At 63.0% G+C, this 16,926-nt stretch carries 10 protein-coding genes and 2 pseudogenes; 7 read left to right on the top strand and 5 right to left on the bottom strand.

Features of this window, described 5'->3' with window-relative positions:
• Both AC0L16_RS26075 and AC0L16_RS26070 read right to left on the bottom strand, forming a co-directional pair.
• Positions 1 to 1,833, bottom strand: a 1,833-nt coding sequence (locus AC0L16_RS26075) for a tetratricopeptide repeat protein (RefSeq protein ID WP_473624144.1), incomplete at its 3' end; no start/stop codon positions are given.
• Between the two features lie 378 nt (positions 1,834 to 2,211).
• The gene (locus tag AC0L16_RS26070) at positions 2,212 to 3,156 is read right to left on the bottom strand and encodes a LysR family transcriptional regulator (protein ID WP_473624143.1); all 945 of its coding nucleotides are present in this window, start codon (positions 3,154 to 3,156) and stop codon (positions 2,212 to 2,214) included.
• A 139-nt stretch (positions 3,157 to 3,295) separates the two neighbouring features.
• Here AC0L16_RS26070 and AC0L16_RS26065 point away from each other — a divergent pair, with 139 nt between their 5' ends.
• On the top strand, positions 3,296 to 4,264 hold the full coding sequence (locus tag AC0L16_RS26065) for an MBL fold metallo-hydrolase (protein WP_473624141.1): 969 nt from the start codon (positions 3,296 to 3,298) through the stop codon (positions 4,262 to 4,264).
• Between the two features lie 54 nt (positions 4,265 to 4,318).
• Here AC0L16_RS26065 and AC0L16_RS26060 read toward each other — a convergent pair whose 3' ends face one another.
• Positions 4,319 to 5,098 (bottom strand): SDR family oxidoreductase, encoded by a 780-nt coding sequence (locus tag AC0L16_RS26060; protein WP_473624140.1) that lies wholly within the window; start codon positions 5,096 to 5,098, stop codon positions 4,319 to 4,321.
• A gap of 119 nt (positions 5,099 to 5,217) precedes the next feature.
• Here AC0L16_RS26060 and AC0L16_RS26055 point away from each other — a divergent pair, with 119 nt between their 5' ends.
• Both AC0L16_RS26055 and AC0L16_RS26050 read left to right on the top strand, forming a co-directional pair.
• On the top strand, positions 5,218 to 6,048 hold the full coding sequence (locus tag AC0L16_RS26055; RefSeq protein ID WP_473624138.1) for a UDP-2,3-diacylglucosamine diphosphatase: 831 nt from the start codon (positions 5,218 to 5,220) through the stop codon (positions 6,046 to 6,048).
• A gap of 195 nt (positions 6,049 to 6,243) precedes the next feature.
• Positions 6,244 to 7,461, top strand: coding sequence for an MFS transporter (locus AC0L16_RS26050; protein WP_473624136.1), 1,218 nt, complete (start codon positions 6,244 to 6,246; stop codon positions 7,459 to 7,461).
• On the opposite strand, the gene dgcA is transcribed toward AC0L16_RS26050, so the two are convergent.
• Entirely contained in the window at positions 7,432 to 8,415 is a 984-nt protein-coding gene (gene dgcA / locus AC0L16_RS26045; protein WP_473624134.1) for an N-acetyl-D-Glu racemase DgcA, read from the bottom strand. The genes AC0L16_RS26050 and dgcA overlap by 30 nt on opposite strands.
• 99 nt (positions 8,416 to 8,514) lie before the next feature.
• Here dgcA and AC0L16_RS26040 point away from each other — a divergent pair, with 99 nt between their 5' ends.
• The 4 genes and pseudogenes from AC0L16_RS26040 (at position 8,515) to AC0L16_RS26025 (ending at position 12,640) form a co-directional block, all read left to right on the top strand.
• A complete protein-coding gene (locus AC0L16_RS26040) occupies positions 8,515 to 9,702 on the top strand; it encodes an MlaE family ABC transporter permease (protein ID WP_473624149.1) in 1,188 nt (395 codons plus the stop codon).
• A gap of 1 nt (position 9,703) precedes the next feature.
• Positions 9,704 to 10,522, top strand: a pseudogene (locus tag AC0L16_RS26035) (ABC transporter ATP-binding protein).
• Positions 10,523 to 10,536: 14 nt separating this feature from the next.
• Positions 10,537 to 11,910 carry an MlaD family protein gene (locus AC0L16_RS26030; protein WP_473624132.1) on the top strand — a complete coding sequence of 458 codons (1,374 nt, stop codon included), beginning with the start codon at positions 10,537 to 10,539 and terminating at the stop codon, positions 11,908 to 11,910.
• Positions 11,911 to 11,956: 46 nt separating this feature from the next.
• Positions 11,957 to 12,640 carry an ABC-type transport auxiliary lipoprotein family protein gene (locus AC0L16_RS26025; RefSeq protein ID WP_473624131.1) on the top strand — a complete coding sequence of 228 codons (684 nt, stop codon included), beginning with the start codon at positions 11,957 to 11,959 and terminating at the stop codon, positions 12,638 to 12,640.
• A gap of 289 nt (positions 12,641 to 12,929) precedes the next feature.
• On the opposite strand, the pseudogene AC0L16_RS26020 reads toward AC0L16_RS26025, so the two are convergent.
• Positions 12,930 to 16,926, bottom strand: a pseudogene (locus tag AC0L16_RS26020) (kinesin); the annotation flags it as partial.

Raw genomic sequence — 16,926 nt, 5'->3', positions numbered from 1 at the left:
CGCCGTCGTCTTCGGCGAGAGGTTCGTCAGCCAATGACGAAAGCGGGCCTCGCGCACAGAATTCCTGACAGTCCCCGGCGCGTTGACCATACCCTCGACGGTCATATCCGGGTGGCGCTTGAGCGCCTCCTTGACCGTTGCTTGCGCCTCTTCTACCCGGCCCGCGCCTGCGAGCGAACCGCTGCGCACCATCCACCTCCACTTGTTGTAGGTGTCAAGTGTTTGGCCTTCCAGCATCTTCAGCGCATCCTCGTATCGGCCTGCCATATAGTAAGCATAAGAAAACGGTCCGGAGGTCCACATTGGATAGTTAGGATCGAGCCGAATCACCCGATCCACCAATTCCGCCCCACGTTCTGGTTCGCCGAAGGAGGCCGCCCAGCCGGCATAGAAGGTCAAGATTTCTGCCGAACCGGGGGCAAGGCGCACGGCCGTGTCCAGCTCAGCTTTGGCGCGCGAAAGGTCGCCCCGCTCGCCCAGGCTCATGCCGAGCACGGCGTGAGCCTCAGCGTCGCTCGGATCGAACCGCACGGCGCGTTCGGCTGCATCGGCAGCCGCCGCTGCTCCCTTCTCGGGATTGACGCCGAAGTTCGCCAACAGAGAGTGAGAGTGGTAAAGTTCAACCCAGGCGCGGGCGAGCCCGGGATCCAACTCGACGGCGCGATTGAGGAGCTTGATGGCCTCTTCAATGTCCGCTTTGGTGATCCGCTCAAGCTTCTCGGTGCCAAGCAGATATAGCTCGTAGGCGTTCAGGTTTTCTGGCGACTTGCGTTTGGCCGCGGCCCGCCCCGCTTCCTGGATCAGCCCCGCGCCGCCGCCGAGTCGGTTGGTGACCTGTTCGGATATCTCGGTCTGGACGGCGAACACATCTTCGGTGGGCCGGTCCCAGCGCTCCGACCACAGATGGTTGCCGGATTGCGCGTCGATCAACTGCGCGGTGATCCGCACGCGACTGCCCTGGCGCTGGATCGAACCTTCGAGCACATAGCCGACATGGAGCGCCTTGGCGACCTCGCGGGCATCGACTGGCTTGCCCTTGTAGGCTTCCGTCGAATTGCGCGCCACCACCTCCAATTCCGGGAAGCGCGCAAGGTCAGTGATGATGTCCTCTGTGAGGCCGTCGGCCAGCCGCCCAGTAGCCTCGTCGCCGCCATAATTGTCAAATGGCAGAACCACCACCGATGGCTTGGCAGTCACCGGAGGCGCCGGCCAGAATTGCCAAGCCGCGCCGGCGACAAGCACAAGCGCTACGGCTACCGCCATACCCGCCGCGGCCCATCGCGGGGGAGACCGTATTGGGCGATAGCGAATGCCCTGCTTTTCCAGTGTTATGCGGAAAACCTGCACCGGTTCGGCGACATTCTTGACCTTCTTTTCACCCATAGGTTCGAAGCCGAAGGCGAGCTTCTTCTCGACCTCCTTGGCCACCTTACCCGATACACAGATGCCGCCGGGTTCCGCCAGTTGTTCGAGGCGGGCGGCAATATTGACCCCCTCACCGTAACAGTCGTTACCGTCAATTATTACTTCGCCAAGATTTATTCCCATCCTGACCAAGATCTGCTCGGCCTCGGGAAGCGAGGCGTTGCGCTCAGCTAGGCCACGCTGCAGCGATACGGCACATTCCACCGCGTCTACCACGCTGGCAAACTCAGCCAGCAAACCGTCGCCCATCAGCTTGAAAATGCGACCGTGGTGCCGCGCAATCTCTGGCTCAAAAAGCTCTGTACGACCGGCTTTCAGCCGTGCAAAAGTCCCCGCTTCATCACGCTCCATTTGAGCGGAATAGCCGACCACATCAGCAGCCAGAATGGCAGCAAGCTTGCGGTCCATGTCTCCGACCCTGCCTTCTGCTGAATAGTAGACGGCTTCCGACTAAGCGTAAAGGAGCCCGAAATTGCGCAGGGGGAGGGGGCAGTTCGCTAGGCTGACGCTGGTTTCTGGTCCGAGCTCATCATGGCAAAGCTCCGATGATGGCTAGGCTGATCTTCAAAGGGGCGATTTTGCCAAGGTCCACAATTCTGCACAGCCGCGGCTGTCAATGTGGTCGCTTGGGACGTCAGTTCAGGTCGACCGCCTCCAGGCTTTGCGGCTACCGTTCACCCGACCGCTACTCACCGGGCGGTTGCGGAGCTACGCCTATCTCCGCCGCGCCACATCTCGACTCTCCCGTCTCCGCCATTTCCCTGCGCGTACAAATGTCAGACTTCACTAGGCCGGCGCCGTTTCCTTGGATGTACGTGCTTTTTTGTCATCGATGAACGCACCCATCGCGGCGAGGTGGTCGGCGAAGCCGGCAACGAACCGCCTGACCTTCAACGGAATGAAGCGGTTCGATGGATACACCGCATGCACGTGGTGCGGTGCGTAGTGCCATTCCGGCAGCACATATTCGAGCCGCTCTTGGGCAACGAGCGGGTCGAGTATCACTTTGTGCCCGAGACCGATGCCGATGCCAGACAGCAGTGCCTGCTGGTTAAGGAGCGAATTGTTTGAGCACATGGTCGGCCGGATTCGCACCTCGGCCCTTTCGCCGCCTGGGCCGGTGAGCGGCACGATATCGCGGGTCGTGATATGGGCATAAAGCAGGTAGTCATGCTCGGCAAGATCCTGTGGGAGCCGCGGCCGTCCCATTCGGTCGAGATAGTCCGGCGTTGCCGCAAGGCGTCGCTCCATCATCCCGAGCTTGCGCACGATCAGCCGATCGTCGTTTATGGTCCCCATGCGGATCACGACGTCGAGCCTTTCTGCGATCACGTCGACGAAGCTGTCGGTCAGCGCCACGTCGAGTATCAGGTCCGGATAGGTGCGCTTGAACTCGATTAGATAATTGCCGAGCACACCGGCACCGAAGCTGGCCGGCGCGCCGACGGCAAGACGTCCGCACATCTTCGATTCGAGGCAGCCGACGCTGCGGTCCGCCTCCTCGATGCGCTCAATGATGTCGCGGGCGCGCTCCAGATAACGCCGGCCGGCTTCCGTCGGCGAAACATGGCGGGTCGTACGGTCAAAAAGCCGAACGCCGAGGCGCTTTTCCAGTGCGCGGATCTGCTGGCTGACGGCCGGCTGGCTCAAGCCCAGTTCACGTGCGGCTGCCGAGAAGCTGCCACTTTCGGAGGAACGTATGAAGCTGGTGAGCTCGGTCAGGCGGTCCATGAATGGCAACTCCCTGTCGTGTTTAATAAGCAAGAGTAATAGCCGATATAGGAAACCGGCAAGTTCAAAAAGCTGAACATATGAAGTAGACCCGCCTCGCTCTGCCCGCAGCTCTATGATCCCAACCGGAGATGATGCCATGACGCTTTCCCGCCGCCATTTCCTCGCCAGTGCCGGCCTAACCGGCGGCGCCCTTCTAGCCGGCGCCTCCGTTCCGGCACTGGCCCGAGCGCCACTGGCTGATGCCCCGACCGTTGGTGCGCTGCGCCGCAAGGTGGGTTCGATCGAGGTCACGGCGCTGCTGGACGGCTATATCAACATTAAATCGGAGCTTTTCATCGGCCTCGTCGACGCCGAGGCGGGGCGTCTGGCGGAGGCCAGCTTTGACAAGCCCGGACCGCGGCGCACGCCCGTCAATGCCTATCTCGTCAATCTTGGAGACCGGCTGGTGCTCATCGACGCCGGTATGTCGGACGGCAGGGGTCCGGCGCTCGGTCAGCTTCCCGCGGCTTTGCAGGCTGCCGGCGTCGCTCCCGACCAAGTCGACACTTTGCTGATCACCCACATGCATCCCGACCATATCAACGGGGTTCTGACCTCCGCCGGCGAGGCGCTGTTTCCCAATGCGGAGCTCGTCGTCACCGCCACTGACTACGCCTTCTGGCACGACGACGCGAACATGAACCAGGCGCCGGACGAGGCAAAGCCGTTCTTTATCGGGGGACGCCGGGCTGCCGCCGCTTATGCGGACCGCCTGCGGCAACTGGACGGCGAGCGCGAGGCGGTCGGCTCGATCCGCACCGTGCCGCTGCCAGGCCACACGCCGGGCCATGCCGGATTTATCGTCGAATCGGACGGCGAGGCGCTGTTCATCTGGGGCGATGTCGTGCACATGGCGACCTACCAGTTCGCGCGCCCGGAGTGGAGCATCGCGTTCGATGTCGATTCCAAACTGGCCGCCGAAACGCGCGAGCGGACGCTCGATCGGGTCGCTGCCGACCGGATGCTGATCGCCGGAATGCATTTGCCGTTCCCCGGTTTCGGACACGTCGCGCGCGACGGCCAAGCCTATCGCTTCGTGCCGGCCGAATGGCCCTATGAACTGTAGTGGCGACCAGCGCGGGAAGGGGCGGCGTTCCCAGCGGGTACCAAGCGTTAGGTACTAGAACGCGCTGACATAGGCGCCGCCGTCGACCGGTATGTTCTGCCCGGTCAGGTAGCCGGCATGAACCGAGCACAGGAAGGCGCAGATCTGGCCGAATTCCTCCGGCGTGCCGAGCCGCTTGGCCGGAACGTTGGCTGCTGCCTGGGTCTTGCGCACGGCGGCAGCAGCCGGATCTTCGGGGGTGCCGGCTTCATGCGGAGGGCGCAGCCTGTCGGTGTCGTGCTTGCCCGGCAGCATGTTGTTGATCGTCACATTGCGGTCGATCACCGTCCGCGCGCCCCCCGCCAGGAACGAAGTCAGGCCGGCGCGCGCGCCCGACGACAGATCGAGACCGGGAATGGGAACATAGACCGACAGCGAGGTGATGTTGACGATGCGGCCGAAGCCGCGCTCGGCCATGCCGTCGATGACAGCCTGAACCAGTTCGACCGGGGTCACCATGTTCTGGGTGACCCCTTCGAGGATTTTTTCGCGGTCGAGTTCGCGAAAATCGCGAAACGGCGGTCCGCCGTTGTTGTTGACGAGGATGTCGGGATCGGGACAGGCGGCAAGCAGCGCCTTCTGCACCTCGGGCTTCGACACGTCGCCGACGATTTCGGTCACCTCGACGCCAAATCTTTCGCGCAGGTCGGCGGCGGTCTTCGCCAATTGGTCGGCATTGCGCCCGTTGACGACCAGATCACAGCCGGCCTCGGCCAGCGCCATGGCGCAACCGCGCCCAAGGCCTTTGCTCGAAGCACAGATGATGGCCCTTTTTCCGCGAATACCGAGATCCATGGCGATTTCTCCTCTGATTGGCGCGGCAACCTACTCTTGAGGCTGGACCAATCGCAACCGTCATACGGTTGTTGCATGAATCGGGGCATAGGCTGCACGAGAGCAACGGTGAGAATCCAATGCCCGGCGCAGAGCCCCGCACTTTCCGCAGCATGTTCATCTCCGACGTCCATCTCGGATCGAAGGCGGCGAAGGCCGAGTTCCTGATCGATTTCCTGCGCCATCACGACGCCGAAATCATCTATCTCGTCGGCGACATCGTCGACGGCTGGCGGCTAAGACGGAACTGGCACTGGCCGCAAAGCCACAATGACGTCGTCCAGAAATTGCTGCGCAAGGCGCGCAAGGGCGCCAGCATCACCTACATCGCCGGCAATCACGACGAATTCGCGCGCCAGTTCCAGGGCGTGCATTTCGGCGGCATCGTCGTCGCCGACCGCGTCATCCACGAGACCGCCGACGGCAAACGTTTTCTTGTCATCCATGGCGACCAGTTCGACACCGTCGTCCACAATGCGCGCTGGCTGGCCTATCTTGGCGACTACGCCTATGACGCGGCGATGCTGGTCAACCGCGTGGTGACGCGGCTTCGCCAACTGCTTGGCCTGCCATACTGGTCGTTTTCGTCCTGGGCCAAGGTCAACGTCAAGAAGGCGGTGAATTTCATCGGCTCGTTCCAGACCATGCTGACCGAGGAAGCGCGCCGCTCACATGTCGACGGCGTGATCTGCGGTCACATCCACCATGCCGCGATCGAAAATTATGAAGACGTGCAATACATCAACACCGGCGACTGGGTGGAGAGCTGCACCGCGGTGGTCGAGCATTTCGACGGCCAGATGGAGATCCTGCACTGGGCGCATGTCCTGCCGGAGGCTCCGGTCGGCGGCGAAGTGCTGGTGCCGATCGACATCGTCGCCATCAAGGGCAGGGCAGTCCAGGCTGCCTGACGCGATGATGCGTTAATGCATGTCGCGCAAAAGTGTGCAGCGTTTTTGCGATATGCATAAAACAAGAAACCTAAAGCGCGTCGCACGCGACGCGCTTTAGCCCAGGCGGTTTCATCGCTTTTTTCGCCATGTTATGGGATCGGCGTGCGTTGGCTGGCCGGCCGGTCGAATGCTGCGCCGACGGATTGCCTGCTGATGTCCTCCCTGCCGCCGCTTTCACCCGAACAACTCGTCAAGCCGCGTCATTTCGAGCTGCGCATGGGCCTGATCTTCTTCACGCTTTTCGTGCCGCTCGGGATCCATTTGCCGTACTTTCCGCTGTGGCTGCAGGCAAACGGTTTTGATGCCGAGCAGATAGCGATCATTCTCGCGGCACCGATGTTCCTGCGCGTGGTGACGACGCCATTGCTGACCGCACTGGCCGACAGGGCGAGCGACCGCGCCCATGTCTATGTCGCGCTGGTGGCCGCATCTGTGCTTGCGTCCGCCGGTTATTTCCTGACGCCGACCTACGCCATGGTTCTCACCGTTTCTCTGGCGCTCACCGTCGCCTGGACACCGCATTCGCCGATCGCTGATTCGCTGGCGCTGTCGGGGGTGCGTCGCTTCGGCTCCAATTATACAAACATGCGCAAATGGGGATCGATCTCCTATCTGTGCGCAAATCTTGCCGGCGGTTTCATCCTGTCGGCGACCGGCGCCCAGGCTGTTCCAGTGATCATCTTCGTGGCGTTTGGCGCCGCACTTGTCGTCGCACTGATCGCGCCGCGGCTCGGCCGTCCCCGCCGTGCGTCGCCGCTTTCGGCTGCCGACATCCAGCAATCGGCGCCAAAACTCCTCAACGGCTATTTCCTGTATTTCTCCGTCGGCGTCGGCGTCATCACCGCCAGCCACGCCTTTCTCTACGGCTTCGTCTCGATCTACTGGAAATCGATCGGCATCGGCGATTCTGTGGTCGGGCTGCTTTGGGGTTGGGGTGTCCTGGCCGAGATCGGCATGTTCATGATCTTTACCCGGGTTTTCGGTTCCTTCTCGGTCGTGTCGATCATGGTGATGGCGGGAATAGGCGCGATCGTGCGCTGGATTGCCTTTCCCTTGATCTGGCCGCTTGGCTTGGGCGTAGGCGGGTTTTTCGTAGTCCAGACGCTGCACGCCGTTTCGGTGGCGCTGGTGCTGATCGGTCTGCAGAAAATGATCGGTGAGACGGTCGCGGAGGAACGCACCGGGGCCGCGCAAGGCATCGCCTATTTCTCCAACGGGTTTTTCACCGCTGTGGTGACGCTCCTGTGCGGCCCGCTTTACGGCCGCTTCGGCGTGGACGGCTTTTTTGCCATGATCCCGATTGCCCTGGTCGGCCTTGTGCTGATCGGGCTTGCGGCGCGTTCAGCCCCACAGCGCCGTATCGGGCGGTGACACCAGCGAACCTTGGAAGACAAGGCCGGGCGCACGGTCGCGGGCTAGCAGCAACGGACCGTCGAGATCGACAAAATCGGCATCCTGGGCCAACAGCACCGCCGGCGCCATGGCCAATGACGTGCCGACCATGCAGCCGACCATGACGCCAAAACCCAGTTCGCGGGCGTGATCGCGTAGGACGAGGGCTGCGGTCAAGCCGCCCGACTTGTCGAGCTTGATGTTGACGGCATCGTAAAGGCCGACAAGCGAGGCAAGGTCTTTAGCCTCATACACGCTTTCATCGGCGCAGATCGGCACCGGATGCACGATGTTGCGAAGGATGCCGTCACGGCCCGCCGGCAGCGGCTGTTCGATCAGCGCGATGCCGTGCTCGGCGGCAAAGGCCAGGTTTGCAACGATGTTGTCGTCGCTCCAGCCCTCATTGGCGTCCAGGATGATGCGGCTCGCCGGTGCCGCCTCCCTGACCGCGCGGATGCGGGCCATATCGTTGTCGCCGCCGATCTTGACCTTGAGCAGCGGGCGCAGCGCATTGGCGCGGGCCTGGGCTGCCATGGCTTCGGGCTCGCCGAGCGACAGCGTGTAAGCCGTTTCGAGCGCCCTCGGCGGCGCCGTGCAGATGCTGGAAGCCACCGGCTTGCCTGTGATCTTCGCCTCCAGGTCCCATAGCGCGCAGTCGACGGCGTTGCGCGCCGCGCCCGCCGGCATGGCGTCGAGCAGTGCGGCACGGCTGATGCCGCCCGCGATCTGCTCCCGCATCGCCTCGATCGCATCGCGTACACCCTCGATGGTTTCGCCATAGCGTTTGTAGGGGACGCATTCGCCGCGCCCGCTCCGGCCATCCTCGCGGATCGTCACTGTGACGACCTCGGCTTCGGTTTTCGAACCGCGCGAGATGGTGAAGGTCCCGGCGATGGGAAAACGCTCGGACTCGACCGAAATGACACGCGCCATATTTTTCTGCTCCGGCTGTGCGACAACAAGCTTGTCGGCAAATCGACAGGTGGGTTCTGTCAGGATAAACAGATGGCCCGTCAGGCTAAACAGGACGCCATGTTGACGATCCGCAAACGCGACGCAAGCGGCACGACCGCCAAGGAGGCCGACCACCAGCCGCGCGTTGTGGTCGGCGAGGAGAACGGCGTTCTCGGCTGCGCTTTCTCCGGAAACTGGACGACGCGCACCGTGACGCTGGTCGACGCCGAGATGCGCAAGATCGAGAAACGCGGCGGTTTCCAGACGCTGGCGCTCGACCTTTCGCATATCGAGAAGATGGATACCGCCGGGGCCTGGGTGATCGACCGTCTGGTCAGCGCCTTCGAAAAGAAGGGTGTGGAAATCACGATGCAGGGGCAAAGCGAGATTGCCTCGATCCTGCTCGGCGCCGTCGGTGAAGCGGTTCGACGCGAACCTGATTCCGGCACCGTTGGGCCGCCGAACATCATCATTCGCGCGCTCGAGGCGGTTGGCCGGCGCGTCTATGAGATGCGTGACGATTTCCTGGCCGCGATGAACATACTGGGCGCCACCATACGCGGCGCGCAGATGAAGCTTGGCCGCGGCCATGCGGTCAATCCGGCGGCGATCTTCAACCAGATGGACCGCATGGGCGTCGGCGCCATCCCGGTGGTCGTGCTGATGTCGGCCATCGTCGGGGCGATCGTCGCTCAGCAAGGCGCCTATCAGCTCAGCTATTTCGGCGCCGATATCTTCGTCGTCGACCTGGTCGGCGTGCTGATCCTGCGCGAACTCGGCGTGCTGATGACCGCGATCATGATCGCCGGCCGTTCGGGCAGCGCCATTACGGCTGAAATCGGCTCGATGAAAATGCGCGAGGAGGTCGACGCGCTGAAGGTCATTGGGCTCAATCCAATCGGCGTGCTGGTGTTTCCGCGGCTGGTCGCGCTGGTGATCGCACTGCCTTGCCTGACGATCATCGCCAATTTCGCCGCACTTGGCGGCGGCATCGCGGCGGCATGGCTCTATTCCGACATCGCACCGGCCGCCTTCATCGACCGGCTGCGCGTTGCCATCGATCTCAGCACCATCTTTGCCGGGCTGATCAAGGCGCCGTTCATGGCCATGATCATCGGCACGATCGCCTCCGTCGAAGGCATGAAGGTCGGCGGCAGCGCCGAATCGCTCGGGCAGCACGTGACTGCTTCGGTGGTGAAGTCGATCTTCGTGGTGATCATCCTCGACGGGCTTTTCGCCATGTTCTATGCAGCGATCGAGTTCTGACATGGCGCTGCTTGGCACAAAGCCGACCACGACTACGCAAACGGCCGAAGAGGACGAGATCGTGCTTTCCGCGCAGGACATCACCGTCTCCTTCGCCGACAAGGTCATTCTCGACAAGTTGTCGCTCCATATCCGGCGCGGCTAAATTCTCGGCTTCGTCGGCGCCTCGGGCGCCGGCAAGTCGGTTCTCCTGCGCACCATCCTCGGGCTGGTGCACAAGCAGTCGGGGACGATCAAGCTGTTCGGCGTCGACGTCGAAAAGGCGAGCGAGAGGGAGCGCCTTCGCATCGACATGCGCCTTGGCGTCCTGTTTCAGCACGGCGCGCTGTTTTCGGCGCTCACGGTCCTCGAAAACGTGCAGGTGCCGATGCGCGAATATCTCGATCTGCCGAAAAAGCTGATGGACGAGCTGGCCATGCTCAAGGTCGAACTGGTCGGGTTGCCGCCGGATGCGGCGCAGAAATTCCCGTCCGAGCTTTCCGGCGGCATGATCAAGCGTGCGGCGCTGGCGCGCGCGCTGGCGCTCGACCCCGACATCGTGTTTTTGGACGAGCCGACATCCGGCCTCGATCCGATCAGCGCGGCTGAGTTCGACGAACTGGTCGTCAAGCTGCGCGATACCATGGATCTGACCGTGTACATGGTCACGCACGATCTCGACACGCTGTTCACTGCTTGTGACCGGGTGGCCGTGCTCGGCAACAAGAAAGTGCTGGTTGAAGGCACGATCGACGACATGCTCAAGAGCGAGGAACCCTGGGTGAAATCCTATTTTCGCGGAAAACGTGCGCGGCAACTTGATCTTGCGTCCCGCGCGTAGCCATAAGTGGATAAATGGAAACCAGAGCCAACTACGTCATTGTCGGCATTTTTACGCTAGCAGCGATCCTGGCAGCATTCGCGTTCGTCTATTGGACGGCCGCGATCGGCGACAGGGGTGAGACGGCGATGCTGCAGGTGCGCATTCCGGGATCGGCTTCAGGTCTCGGCCGCGGCAGTTTCGTGCTGTTCAACGGCGTCAGGGTCGGGGATGTCAGGCGCGTCTATATCGACCCCGCCAATCCTAACGACGCCATAGCCGAAGCCGAAATAGGCAGAAACACCCCGATCACCAAATCGACGCAGGCCGATATCGGGATCGCCACCCTCGCCGGCCAGGCCAGTATCGAGCTCAGGGGCGCCGACCTCAAGGAGGTCAACCTTCTCGACCAGGCGGAGGCGGAGGGCCGCGTCGCCGAGATCGTCGCCAACCCGTCTGCGGTCACCAACCTGCTGCAGACGGCGCAGAACATCTTCACCCGCGCCGATACGGTTCTCACCCAGATCGAAGGCTTCACCAGGGACGTTCGCGGGCCGCTGACGCAGTCCGTCAACAATGTGCAGACCTTCTCCGATGCGCTGGCCAAGAACTCCGACGGCATCGACAAATTCCTCGCCAGCGTCAGTTCGCTGTCGGAGGAACTGAGGGGCGTCTCGGGCAAGCTTGACGGCACGCTGAAGGCGGCGGAAGGGCTGCTCAACGCCGTCGACAAGGATCAGATCAAGAGCATCGTCGCCAATGTCGATACCGTGACCACGAACCTGAAGGAAACCAGCAAGCAGTTCGACAGGGTCGTCAGGAATGTCGATACCGCGGTGGGATCGATCAACGATTTCGCCCAAAGGACGCAAGGCACGCTGGCCAAGGTCGACGGCGTTCTCGACGGCATCGACCCGGCACAGGTCCGCACCGCGCTGGCCAACATCCAGAAGGCCAGCGAAAACGCCAACGAGGCTGCCGCCGACATCGCCAAAGTGACCAACAAATTCGCCAACCGGGCCGACGATATCGACCAGACGATCAAGGACGCGCAACAGCTCGCGGAGCGCCTCAACGACGCTTCGGTGCGTGTCGACGGCATCCTCGCCAAAGTCGATACATTGCTCGGCTCAGGCCAGGCCGACGGCATGATAGCCGATGCCAGGAATACACTGAAATCGTTCAAGCAGGTCGCCGACACGCTGAACGCCCGCCTCGGCGCCATCACCGACAATCTGGCGAGATTCTCCGGCCAGGGCCTACAGGACGTCGAAGCTCTGGTCCAGGACAGCCGTCGTTCGATCAACCGCATCGAAGAGGCGGTAACGGATCTCAGCCGCAATCCGCAGCGAATCCTGTCAGGCGGCGAAGGCGAGGTTCGGCAATTCGATGGCAGGGTGCGGCGTTGACTTCGGCTTCCGCCCGCCCCAAGAACGGCAGGCAAGTACGCTGCGGATGCGATTTGCTCATTCGATTCGGGGACAACGGGGATCGCGTGTGAAGTCGGTCGTGCTTAAATTGGGCGTGCTTAAATTGGGCGGGGTCAAAGCGGGCGGGCTCAAAGCGGGTGTTGCATTGCTTGCGCTTTCGCTGACCGGTTGTGCGTTTTTGCCGGGCGGCGGGCCGGCGCCGCTGGACACATTCGAACTGTCGGCGCCATCGCTCGATGCGCGCGGCCGCGGCCGCCAACAAATCCTCATCGCCCAGCCTTCCGCGCTCAAGGCGCTGGACAGCCAGAACATCGTCATCAAGCCGTCGGTGCGCTCGATCCAGTACCTCAAGGGAGCGCAATGGGCCGATCGGCTGCCGCTGATCGTGCAGGCGCGGTTGGCCGAGACGTTCCAGCGCTCGGGCAGTTTCGCTGGCGTCGGCAAGCCGGGCGAGGGCCTGGCGATCGACTATCAGGTGATCGTCGAGGTTCGCTCCTTCGAAGTCCGTGTCGACCGCGGCGAACATGCCGAGGTCGAGCTGTTCGTGCGGATATTGAACGACCGCAATGGCGAGGTGCGCGCCTCCAGGAGCTTCAACGCGACTGCGCCCGTCTCGGGCGGCGGCAACCAGGCCTATGTCGACGCGCTCGACAGGGCGTTCGGCGATGCCGCCAAGGACATCGTCCGCTGGACCGATTCGGTGATCTGACCACAGCCGGGCACGGCCGGGCACGGCACTCAATTGTCGAAGCCGGCGCCGCCCCTCATCGCCCTGCCGGGCACTTCTCCCCGTACAGTGACGGGGAGAAGGACGCCTTCGCAAAGGATTTCGCCAATCTCCAGCGTTGCAGTGAAGGTGCCGAGTGTGCCCGACCCTCCTTCTCCCCGGCACTATACGGGGAGAAGGTGCCGGCAGGCGGATGAGGGGCAGCGCCAACCCGAAGCGATTGCCCTAAAAGACGGGATTCCCCGCCTTTTTCCGTTCGCTTGTCGCCTGATCAATGCAGGCGGCCACTGGCGTGGGCAAGCATCGTATAGACCTTGCCGGTGTCCGACGTCAGGTAGGTCTGCGCCATCATGTTGTCGCGGTCGTTGCGCGACACGTCCTTGAGCAGCTTTTCGAAGTCGTCGCAGTAACGGTCGACGGCGGCGCGGAATTCCGCCTCCATCTGATATTTGCGGCGGATCTCGTCGAACGTCTGCTGGCCCTTCAGCGTGTAGAGACGCCGGGTGAACACGTCACGCTCGCCGCTCCGGTAGCGGTTCCACAGTTCGATCGAGGCGTCGTGATCGATGGCACGGGCGATGTCGACGGAAAGCGAGTTGAGCGACTCCACGACATGAAGCGGCGAGCGCTGGGCAGGGGCCGCCGAGCGTGGCGCTTCCGAAGGTGCTGCGGGCTTGGCGGTCTCTTCGCGCGATGCCCCGGTCAAGAGATCGCGCACCCAGCCGCCCTGCGGCGTGCGGCCATTAGGGTCGCGCTGACGCGGCGCCGTCTCCGACGGGCGTTCTAGGTCGCCGCGCAGTGCGGTGTCACCCGACGGCGCCTGCGGGGCAAGGGGTTCCGGGGCCGGAGGACGACGCAGCGGCTCAGTGGCGCGCGGGGCAGGCGTCTGCTGTGCCGGACGCAGGTTGCGCGGTTCGGAGGAGTCGGTGCTGCGGCCAGATTTCGCAACGATATCAGATAGTTCCTTCAGCGCGTTGATCTGCTCGGAAACGGCACGGCGGATGGCCGTTGTCGATTCCTTTGCCTCTTCCGGCATCTCGATGACACCCTTCTTGAGCTCGGCGCGGGTAAGGTCGAGCTCGCTCTTGATCGAACTGGCGGTGCGTCGCATCTCCTCGGTCGCGTCGGCAAAGCGCTTGGTTGCCGAATCGACGACGTCGGCAATGGAGGTACGGATCTTGTCCGCCGACTCCAGCGTCTTGCCTTCGGCGTTCTGCAGCGTCTGGCCGACCAGATCCTCGAACGAGCGCATGACCTTTTCGAGATCCTCCGACTTCTTGACCAGGCCGACGGCGAGGTCCTCCAGCGACGACTGCCTTTCCAGCGTGTGTTCGAGGTTGCTCTGGGCCGAGCTCAACAGGTCCGAAGCACTCGACAGCAATCGGCTGTGCTCGTCGAACTTGGTGGCGATCGAGGCAACCTCGCGCAAGGTCGAGGACGACAGCTCGGTAAGCCGTGTGGTGTTCGAATCGACCAGACGCGCCGAGCTGGCGAAAGTCTGCGCGGCTTTTTCCGTTGTCGCCGCAAAGCTTTGCGTGCTGCCGGTCAGGCGTTCGTCAACCTGGCCGAGATTGGCCGCCGCCTGTTCGATCAGCTGGCCGAGCTGTGCGCTCGAGGTGCTCATGCGGCCGATGAGATCGGCGACGCTGTCGGCGAGCGTCGAGCGCGCCCCTTCGACGGCCGACAATGTTTCGGCCGTGCGGCTGGCGAGCGCGTCGACCAAGGCGGCGTTTTCGCTGCGCAGCTTCTCGGTGGCGCGTTCGGTGACCTCTTCCATGCTCTTTTGCAGTTCCGAGCCGCCCAGGGCGAAGCGCTCGACCAGAGGCCGTGCCGTTTCGTCAAGGATTTTCGAGATTTCGGCCGAACGTGCCGCAAGCATGGTGTTGAGCTCGCGGGTGTTGGTGCCGATGGTCTTCGCGGCGTCGTTGGTGCTCTGGCCGATATGCTGGCCCACCGCAGTGAAGGTTTCGGCGATCGAGTTGGCGCGCGAAATGAGCTGCGCCTCAGCGGTCGAAACCTGCTCGTTAAGCTTCTGGCCTATCGTTTCGGTGGTGTAGACGAGACGGTTTTCGACGCCGGCAACCTGTTCCTCGACGCGAGCCGCCGCAGCCGCCGCGCTGGAGGCCAGGCGCTCGTCGGCGCCGACGAGCGCCTGCTCGATCTCACGGGCGTGGACGGCCAGTTCCTGCCCGGTCTGCCTTGCACGTTCGGCAACCCGCTGCTCGGTGCTGGCGAAGGCCCCGACGATGTTGTCGGCATGTTCTCCAATCGTCGACGTGCTGTCGGCGATACGGGACACCAGGCGGTGATCCGCCTCATCGAAGATACGGCCGATCTCTGACGCGCGGGCCGACAGGGCTTCCGAACCTTCGGCGATGCGCGAGATCAGCTGTTGGTCGGCGGCATCGAAAACGCGGCCAAGGTCCGATGCACGCGCTGCGAGCGCCTCGGCCGATTCGCTGATGCGCACGCTGAGTCGTTCGTCGGCGCCTTCGAAATTGCGCAGTATGTCGCCGGCGCGTGCCGCCAGCGACTGCGCCGTTTCGACCGCGCGGGCAACCAGCTTCTGGTCCGCCGCATCGAATGTACCGGCGATCTCGCTGGCACGGGCAGCCAGTTGGTCGGCCGTTTCCTGGGCGCGCGCCAGCAACGAGTTCGAGGTGTCGTCGACGCGGGCCATGATTGCGCTCGATGTATCCTCGGCCCGGGCAACGAGCGCGGTCGACATGTCTTCGGCACGTGCGGCGAGGCGGCGATCCGCTTCCTCGAAGGTGCGTGCGATATCCTCCGCCCTGGCGAGCAGGGCAGCGGAGGTCTGCTCCGCCCGTTCGGCGATCTTGCGATCGGCGTCACTGAAAGCAGCACCCGCCTGCTCATGCAGTGCGCTGGTGACTTCCATGACCTTTTCGCGCAGCGCTCCGGCAACGAAGACGGCGCTCTTTTCGAGCACGTTGCGGACGTTGTCGACGCCGGTCGACAGCGCGCGTTCCATGGTTCCGGCGCGCTCCTCGATGATGCCGGTCTGGCGGCTGAACGCCTGCTCGATCTTTTCGACGTCGGCGGCAATGGCGTCCGAGATGTCGGTGCTTCTGGCGGCGATCTGGTCGATATGGCCGGACAGGGAACGGTCGACTTCCTTGCGCGTGTCGGCGAGCTTGGAGAGATCGTCCTCCAGCGCACGGGTCAGCGCGTCGCGGCCTTCGGCCAGCTTGCCGACGTGCCCGGCGATGATGTCGTCTATGTCGCTGCGGCTTGCCGCAATTTTCTGCAGGTCTGCTTCCAGCGCACGTCTGAGGATGTCGCGGCCTTCGGCCAGTTTCTCGACCTGGCCGGCGACCAGCCCGTCGATGCTCGACCGGCTTTCCGCCAGCTTGGCGAGATCGTCTTCAAGCGCCTTGGACAGGATCGAGCGGTCCTGGATGAGCTTCTCGGCGTGGCTGTTTACAAGACCGTTGACGCTGCCAAGGTCGGCCTCCAGCGCCCGCGCAAACTCTGCGCGATTGTCGGTCAACTGCTGAGACTGGTCGGCGACGACACCCTTGATGGTATTGAGGTCTGCTTCCAACGCGCGTCTGAGCAGGTCGCGGCCTTCGGCCAGCTTCTCGACCTGGCCGGCAACCAGCCCGTCGATGCTCGACCGGCTTTCCGCCAATTTGGTGAGATCGTCTTCGAGCGCCTGGGACAGGGTCGAGCGGTCTGCGGCGAGCCTGTTCATGTGATCGGAGATCAGGCCATTCACATTCTGCAGGTCGGTCTCCAACGCTTGTGACAGTTGACCACGATCTTCCGCCAGCTTTTCGGACTGGCCTGAAATGACCTCCTTGATCGTGTTGAGATCGGATTCGAGCGCGCGCTTGAGAATGTCGCGGCCCTCGGCCAGCTTCTCGACCTGGCCGGCAACCAGCCCGTCGATGCTCGACCGGCTTTCGGCCAGCTTGGCGAGATCGTCTTCGAGCGCCTTCGACAGGATCGAGCGGTCTTCCACAAGCTTTTCCGACTGGTCTGATATAACGCTTTTGATCGTGTTGAGATCGGATTCGAGCGCGCGTTTGAGAATGTCGCGACCCTCGGCCAGTTTCTCGACCTGCCCGGTAACCAGCCCATCGATGCTCGACCGGCTTTCGGCCAATTTGGCGAGATCGTCTTCGAGCGCCTGGGACAGGGTCGAGCGATCTGCGGCGAGCCTGTTCATGTGATCGGAGATAAGGCCGTTCACGCTCTGCAGGTCGGTTTCCAACGCCTTCGAGAGCTGATCACGGTCTTCCGCC

Source organism: Mesorhizobium sp. WSM4848, assembly GCF_055811375.1.
The sequence above is the reverse complement of the archived record's forward strand: the minus strand, read 5'-3'. Positions and strand labels throughout refer to the sequence as shown.